The 6,153-nt window shown below is 68.7% G+C and carries 8 protein-coding genes; 6 read left to right on the forward strand and 2 right to left on the reverse strand.

Going from position 1 to position 6,153, the window contains the following annotated elements:
* Position 1: 1 nt before the first annotated feature.
* Positions 2–865, reverse strand: coding sequence for a mycofactocin-coupled SDR family oxidoreductase (locus ACFXC1_RS04690; protein WP_381238698.1), 864 nt, complete (start codon positions 863–865; stop codon positions 2–4).
* 181 nt (positions 866–1,046) lie between these two features.
* Between ACFXC1_RS04690 and ACFXC1_RS04695 the strand changes: the two genes are divergently transcribed.
* From ACFXC1_RS04695 to ACFXC1_RS04710, 4 genes are read left to right on the forward strand one after another with little or no spacing between them, the layout of a single operon-like run.
* A complete protein-coding gene (locus ACFXC1_RS04695; protein WP_381238701.1) occupies positions 1,047–2,192 on the forward strand; it encodes an amidohydrolase family protein in 1,146 nt (381 codons plus the stop codon).
* Entirely contained in the window at positions 2,189–2,398 is a 210-nt protein-coding gene (locus ACFXC1_RS04700) for a hypothetical protein (protein WP_381238703.1), read from the forward strand. The genes ACFXC1_RS04695 and ACFXC1_RS04700 overlap by 4 nt, the downstream gene beginning before the upstream one ends.
* A gap of 16 nt (positions 2,399–2,414) precedes the next feature.
* On the forward strand, positions 2,415–3,227 hold the full coding sequence (locus ACFXC1_RS04705; protein ID WP_381238706.1) for a mycofactocin-coupled SDR family oxidoreductase: 813 nt from the start codon (positions 2,415–2,417) through the stop codon (positions 3,225–3,227).
* A gap of 13 nt (positions 3,228–3,240) precedes the next feature.
* Entirely contained in the window at positions 3,241–3,432 is a 192-nt protein-coding gene (locus ACFXC1_RS04710) for a ferredoxin (RefSeq protein WP_381238709.1), read from the forward strand.
* A 54-nt stretch (positions 3,433–3,486) separates the two neighbouring features.
* Here ACFXC1_RS04710 and ACFXC1_RS04715 read toward each other — a convergent pair whose 3' ends face one another.
* On the reverse strand, positions 3,487–4,359 hold the full coding sequence (locus tag ACFXC1_RS04715; RefSeq protein ID WP_381238711.1) for a VOC family protein: 873 nt from the start codon (positions 4,357–4,359) through the stop codon (positions 3,487–3,489).
* A 169-nt stretch (positions 4,360–4,528) separates the two neighbouring features.
* Here ACFXC1_RS04715 and ACFXC1_RS04720 point away from each other — a divergent pair, with 169 nt between their 5' ends.
* A complete protein-coding gene (locus ACFXC1_RS04720) occupies positions 4,529–5,389 on the forward strand; it encodes an alpha/beta fold hydrolase (RefSeq protein ID WP_381238714.1) in 861 nt (286 codons plus the stop codon).
* Between the two features lie 75 nt (positions 5,390–5,464).
* Complete coding sequence (locus ACFXC1_RS04725; protein WP_381238717.1) at positions 5,465–6,037, forward strand: TetR/AcrR family transcriptional regulator; 573 nt, start codon at positions 5,465–5,467, stop codon at positions 6,035–6,037.
* Positions 6,038–6,153: the final 116 nt, after the last annotated feature.

Genomic DNA, 6,153 nt, shown 5'->3' on the forward strand with positions numbered 1-6,153 from the left:
GTCAGAACGTGGGGAGTTGAGGGCGCTTGCGGACATAGCCGCCGGCGTCCACCCGCATCTGCATCCCGGTGACGTAGCGGGACTCGTCGGAGACCAGGAAGAGCACCATGTCGGAGACGTCCTCCGGCTCGACATACGGGATGTCCATCCCGGTCGTCGCGGGGAAGGACTCCAGGGCGTCCTCGCGGGTCGGGTTCTCGAGGTCCGGCCGGAACGAGCGGTACATGATGTCGCTGTTGAGCATGTCCGTGTTGACGTTGGTGGGATGCAGGCCGTTGACCCGGATCCGCCGGGACAGCAGCACCGTCGCCAAGTCGTGGACGAACGCGGCCACTTGGCGCTTGGCGAAGGAGTAGCCCAGGCCACCGGGGCCGTTGGACGGGTTGTCGACCGTCGCCGGGGTCAGGGCCGCGATGGAACCGGTCGCCACGATCGAGGCGCCGTCGGGCAGATGCGGCAGCGCGGCCTCGACGGCGTGCACGACTCCGTTGAAGTCGACGGTGACTGCGTCGACGAAAGCCTGGACGCCCTGCTGGGGACCGAGCGGGGCGATACCGGCCTGCGCCACCACGGCGTCCAGCCGCCCGAGTTCGGCCACCCCGTCGGCCACGGCCGCCTTCAGCGCCGCCGGATCCCGTACGTCCGCCTTGCGCGCGACGATGCGCCGCCCGAGCTTCTCGACCTGCCGCACGGTCTCGTCCAGGTCGTCCTGGGTGGCCAGCGCATACGCGTTCGTCGCGATGTCCTCGCACAGGTCGACGGCGATGATGTCGGCGCCCTCCGCGGCCAGCCGGAGCGCGTGGGCACGGCCCTGTCCGCGCGCCGCCCCGGTGATGAACACGACCTTGTCCTGTACTCGGCCCATCCTGGGGCTCCTTCCGCCGGAGATAAAAGAGTAGCCTGAATACTGTCCGATGGTGCTGTTCGTGATCCATGATCGGTATCAAGTCTGCTGACTGCTGGTCGGTTTCCGTTCAGTGGGATCTGAACAGTGCACACAATTCGGCCGGTGCTAGAGAGTCCATGAGATTCGAGGGAGCACATCGATGCCATTGCAGCCATGGATGAAGTTGCTGTCGACCGACGACCACCTGATCGAGCCGCCGCGCCTGTGGACGGACCGCCTGCCGGCGAAGTACCGGGACCTCGGGCCGAGGATCGTCGAGCAGGCGCGGGGAGAGGGCCAGGCCCCGGCCGAGGTGTGGAACTACGAGGGCCGCATCTACCCCTACATCGGTCTGAACGCCGTGGCGGGCAAGTCGCCCGAGGAGTTCGGCCTCGAACCGACCCGCTACGACGAGATGATCCCGGGCTGCTACGACCCGAAGGCCCGGCTGCGGGACATGGACCTGGACGGCGTGTGGGGCGCGCTGTGCTTCCCGTCGTTCCCCCGCTTCGCCGGCACCGTCTTCCTGGACGGACAGGACCGCCAACTCGCCCTGCTCTGCGTGCAGGCGTGGAACGACTTCGTGATCGACGAGTGGTGCGCCACCGCACCCGGCCGCCTCATCCCGCTGGTCATCCTGCCGCTGTGGGACGTCGACGCCTGCGCGGCCGAGATCCGGCGTACGGCGGCCAAGGGCGCCAAGGCGATCTCGTTCCCGGAGAACCCGGTCCCGCTGGGCCTGCCGTCGTTCCACACCGACCACTGGGACCCGGTGTTCACGGCGGCCGAGGAGACCGACATGCCGCTGTGCCTGCACTTCGGCACCTCGGGCGCGGCGCCCAGGACAGCCCCGGAGGCGCCCTTCGCGGTGACGATCACCCTGTTCGCCACCAACTCGATGTACGCCGCCGCCGACCTGCTGTTCTCCCCGGTCCTCCACAACCATCCGCGGCTGAAGATCGGCCTGTCCGAGGGCGGGATCGGCTGGATACCGTACCTGCTGGAGCGCGCCGACGGCACCTGGGAGCGGCACCGCTTCTACCAGAACGTCAACCAGACCGTGCGGCCGTCCGACCTGTTCCACAAGCACTTCCACGGCTGCTTCATCGACGACCGGTTCGGTGTGGAGGTACGCCACCACATCGGCGTCGACAAGATCACCTGGGAGTGCGACTACCCGCACTCCGACTCCTACTGGCCCAAGAGCCGCGCCTACGCGGCCGAGGTCCTCGCGGACGTGCCGGACGACGAGGTGCACAAGATCGTGGAGTTGAACACCCGCCGCCTCTACAACCTCCCCGCATGAGCAGGCGCCCGGAGTCCGAGCGCTCCGACTGGACCGACCTCGACCTGCTGACCCGCGACGAGGCGTACGGCCGTCTGCAGGAGGAGATCGGCCTCACGGTCGGCCGTCTCGCCGAACTCGGCGCGGACGACGAGGCCGAGCGCGAACTTCTCGACTCCCGGCTGCGCGCGTTGCGCGATGCCGCCGAGGACCTGAATGTCCGTTGAACGAGAGGGAGTTGGCGTGGGGCGTGTGGAGGGCAAGGTTGCGCTCATCACGGGGGCGGCCCGTGGGCAAGGTCGGTCGCACGCCGTGCGGTTGGCGGAGGAGGGCGCCGACATCGTCGTCACCGACGTGTGCCACGACATCGGCGACGAACTGCCCTACCCGCTGGCGTCGAAGGAACAGCTGGAGGAGACCGCGGAGTTGGTGCGAGCCACCGGCCGTCGATGCGTCGCCGTCCAGGCCGATGTGCGCTCGGTCGTGGAGATGCGGGCCGCCGTCGACGCGGCGCGGGAGGAGTTCGGGCGGCTCGACACGCTCGTGGCCAACGCCGGGGTGATGAGCATCGGCGCCGCCTGGGACCTCTCGGAAGAGGCCTGGGACGTGGTCATGGACGTCAACCTCAAGGGCCCCTGGAACACGGTACGGGCCGCGATCCCGGGGATGATCGAGGCCGGGCAGGGCGGTTCGGTCATCATCACCAGCTCGGCCGCCGGCATCCGCGGCCACGTGCCGTACGCCCACTACACAGCCAGCAAACACGGTGTGGTCGGCCTGATGAAGGCGCTGTCCAACGAACTCGCCCCGCACCGCATCCGGGTGAACACCGTGCACCCCACCGGAGTCAGCGACACCGGCATCACCGTCGGCGTCCCGATCGAGGAACTCGCCGCGCGGGAGCCGCTGTTCGCGCTCGCCGCGATGAACCCCCTCGCCCCGTACGTCGAGCCGCGCGACGTCTCGAACGCCGTCCTGTTCCTGGCCTCGGACGAGTCGCGATACGTCACCGGCCTCCAGTTCACCGTCGACGCGGGCTCGACGAACAAGCCGTAGAACGGAGTTGTGCATGAAGATCACGATCGACTCCTCGCTGTGCTCCGGGCACGCGAGGTGTGCGGCGGCGGCGCCGGAGGTGTTCCGGCTCGACGGCGACGGCTATGCGCTGCCCTACGACGGCGAGGTGCCGCCGGAGCTGGAACAGGCGGCCAGGGACGGGGAGTTGGCCTGCCCGGAGCGGGCCATCACTGTCGAGCGCTGACGTGGAGGAGCCCCACGGCCGTAGACCGTGGGGCTCTTGTCGTGTCTGTGCTGCTCAGCCGGCGGGCTGCGGCGGCGGGGTGAAGTGGTGGCCCCAGAACGCGCCGTCGGTGATCTCGTAGACGGGCACCGGCTCCGGGACCTTGAGGCCGTTCCAGCCGAACTCGACGGCGTAGTTCTCAGGCGACCACACGTAGAACGACACCATGTGGTCGTTGGTGTGCTTGCCGAGCGAGTGCATCATCGGGACCTCGAGCTTCGCGGCCCGGTCCAGGGCGCGGCCCACGTCGTCGAGCGTCCTGCCCTCGACCATGAAGTGCAGCAGCCGCCCGGGGCCCGGCGCCGGGGTGACGCCCAGGGTGTGGTGGCGGGGGTTGCAGCCCATGAACCACGTCGTGCCGCCCGGCGAGCGCATCGTGTTGCGCTCGATGAAGCCGAGGGTGTCGACGTAGAAGTCGAAGGTGCCGCGCGCGTCCTCGGCGGAGACGATCGCGTGCCCGAAGCCCATGTCACCGGTCAGGAAGCCCGAGACCAGGGGTGTGTGCACCGGGACGTGGTCGAGGATCGCGCCGTAGAACAGCTCGACCGGGTTGCCGCCCGGGTCGTTGAACTTGACGAAGCCGGTGACCCTGCGTTCCGCGGCCTCGTCCTCGGTGCCGGCGGTGACCTTGATGCCGGTCTTCTCGACATCAGCGACCAGCCTCGCCAACTCCCGCTCGTCGATGACCTCGAAGCCCAGAGCGGTCATCCCGCTCTGCGAACCGGGGGAGACCACGATGCGGGCCGGATAGTCGTCCATCCGGTAATACAGGGATTCCGGGTCGCCGCCCGCAACAGGCATCAGGCCGAGGAAATCCGCCCCGAACACCTTCCATTTCTCGATGTCACTGGATTCCAGCCGTACATACCCGAGTGAGCGCACACCCATCAGGGTTCTCCCATCACCGTCGTCAAGTCCTTGCGGTCCGACGCTAATCAGGCGGGCGGACCAGGAGTCGTACACGTCCCACTGATCGGGAGAAGTACGACACCTGGTTGGGACGCGGTGGCACGGTGACTGTCGCCCGTCACCCCGCGACCGGAGGCCACGCACCGCCATGACACTCACCGCTGAGGACACCCTGCGCGAACTGCGCACCGACGAGGGCACGTTGCGCTATCACGAGGCAGGTGACGGGCCGCCCCTGCTCCTGCTGCACGGCTCCGGTCCGGGCGTGACCGGCTGGCGCAACTACCGGGGAAATCTGCCCCTGTTCGCGAAGCACTTCCGCTGTCTCGCCCTGGAATTCCCCGGGTTCGGGATCAGCGACCCCACCGACGAGAACCCGATGATGGCGGCCCCGAAGGCAGTCCTGCGCTTTCTCGACGGCCTCGGCCTCGACCGCGTCGACGTCATCGGGAACTCCATGGGCGGCTTCGTCGCCGCCGGACTCGCCGTCGCGCACAAGGACCTGTTCCGCCGGGTCGTCACCATCGGAGGCGTCGGCCGCAACATCCTCTCGCCGGGTCCCAGCGAAGGGCTCAACCTGCTCGTCGAGTTCGCCGAGAACCCGACCCGCGAGAACCTCGTCCAGTGGCTGCGGTCGATGGTCCACGACCCGTCCCTCCTCACCGAGGAACTCATCGAGGAGCGCTGGGCGAGCGCCACCGAGCCCGCGACCCTGGAGGCCTCCCGGCGGATCTACGGCCGGCAGGCCATGGCCGCCATGCAGGCCGCGCAGGCCCACTCCGACCAGCCCATCTGGGCCGCCCTCCACAAGATCACCGCGCCGACGCTGCTGACCTGGGGCCGTGACGACCGGGTCACACCGCTGGAGAGCGCCCTGATTCCGATGCGTACGATTCCCAAAGCGGAACTGCATGTGCTGCCCGACTGCGGACACTGGGCCATGATCGAGCAGAAGGAGGCCTGGGAGAGCGCGGTCCTGGCCTTCCTGACCCGCCCCGAGGCGTCCTGAGCGTCGGCGGGAGCACCCAACGACCGGGGGGACGACGTGGCGAGACCCGCTGAGGGACGGCAACCTGCGGCCCCGATGTCGAGCGGCCAGGCCGCCCGCCGGGTCCGCATCCTCCGCGCCGCCTCCGAACTCGGCGCCCGCGAGGGACTGGCCAGCGTCCAGATGCACGACGTGGCCAAGGAGGCCGGCGTCGCCATCGCCACGCTGTACCGCTACTTCCCGTCCAAGCCGTATCTGTTCATGGCGGTCCTGGAGTGGCACATCGAGCAGTTCGTCGGCGGCCACGGGCACACGGCCGCCGCGGAGGGCACGGACCCGGCCGCCGAGATCGCGGAACTCCTCATCTCGCTCAGCGTGAAGCTGCTGGACAGTCCCCTGCTCGCGTCGGCGGTGGCACTGTCGTCGTTCACCGAGTACACGAGCGTCGTCCAGGCCCGCACGGACCTCGTCGACAACCCCCTGGGCCAGGCCATTCTGCGCCTGCTCCGCGGCGGTGTCCGCGAGGCCTCGGAGACCGACCGCAGCCGGGCCCGTCTGCTCATCTACGGCTGGTGGGGCCTGTTCGTGGCCATGCTCACGGAGGAGCTCACCACCGAGGAGGCGGAGACCAACATGCGCCTGGCCGCGCGGCTGCTCCTCACGCCGTAGGACATCATGAAAGTGGGGGGGGGCGGGGCCCGGTCTTTTGAGGTGCTTGAGGGTGTTGTGTATGTTTGTGTTTGTGTCGGGGGTTGTCTGTGTCTCTAGGAGATGAAGCAACCAGA

It is taken from the genome of Streptomyces hokutonensis (assembly GCF_042751305.1).
Taxonomy (GTDB): Bacteria; Actinomycetota; Actinomycetes; order Streptomycetales; family Streptomycetaceae; genus Streptomyces; species Streptomyces hokutonensis_A.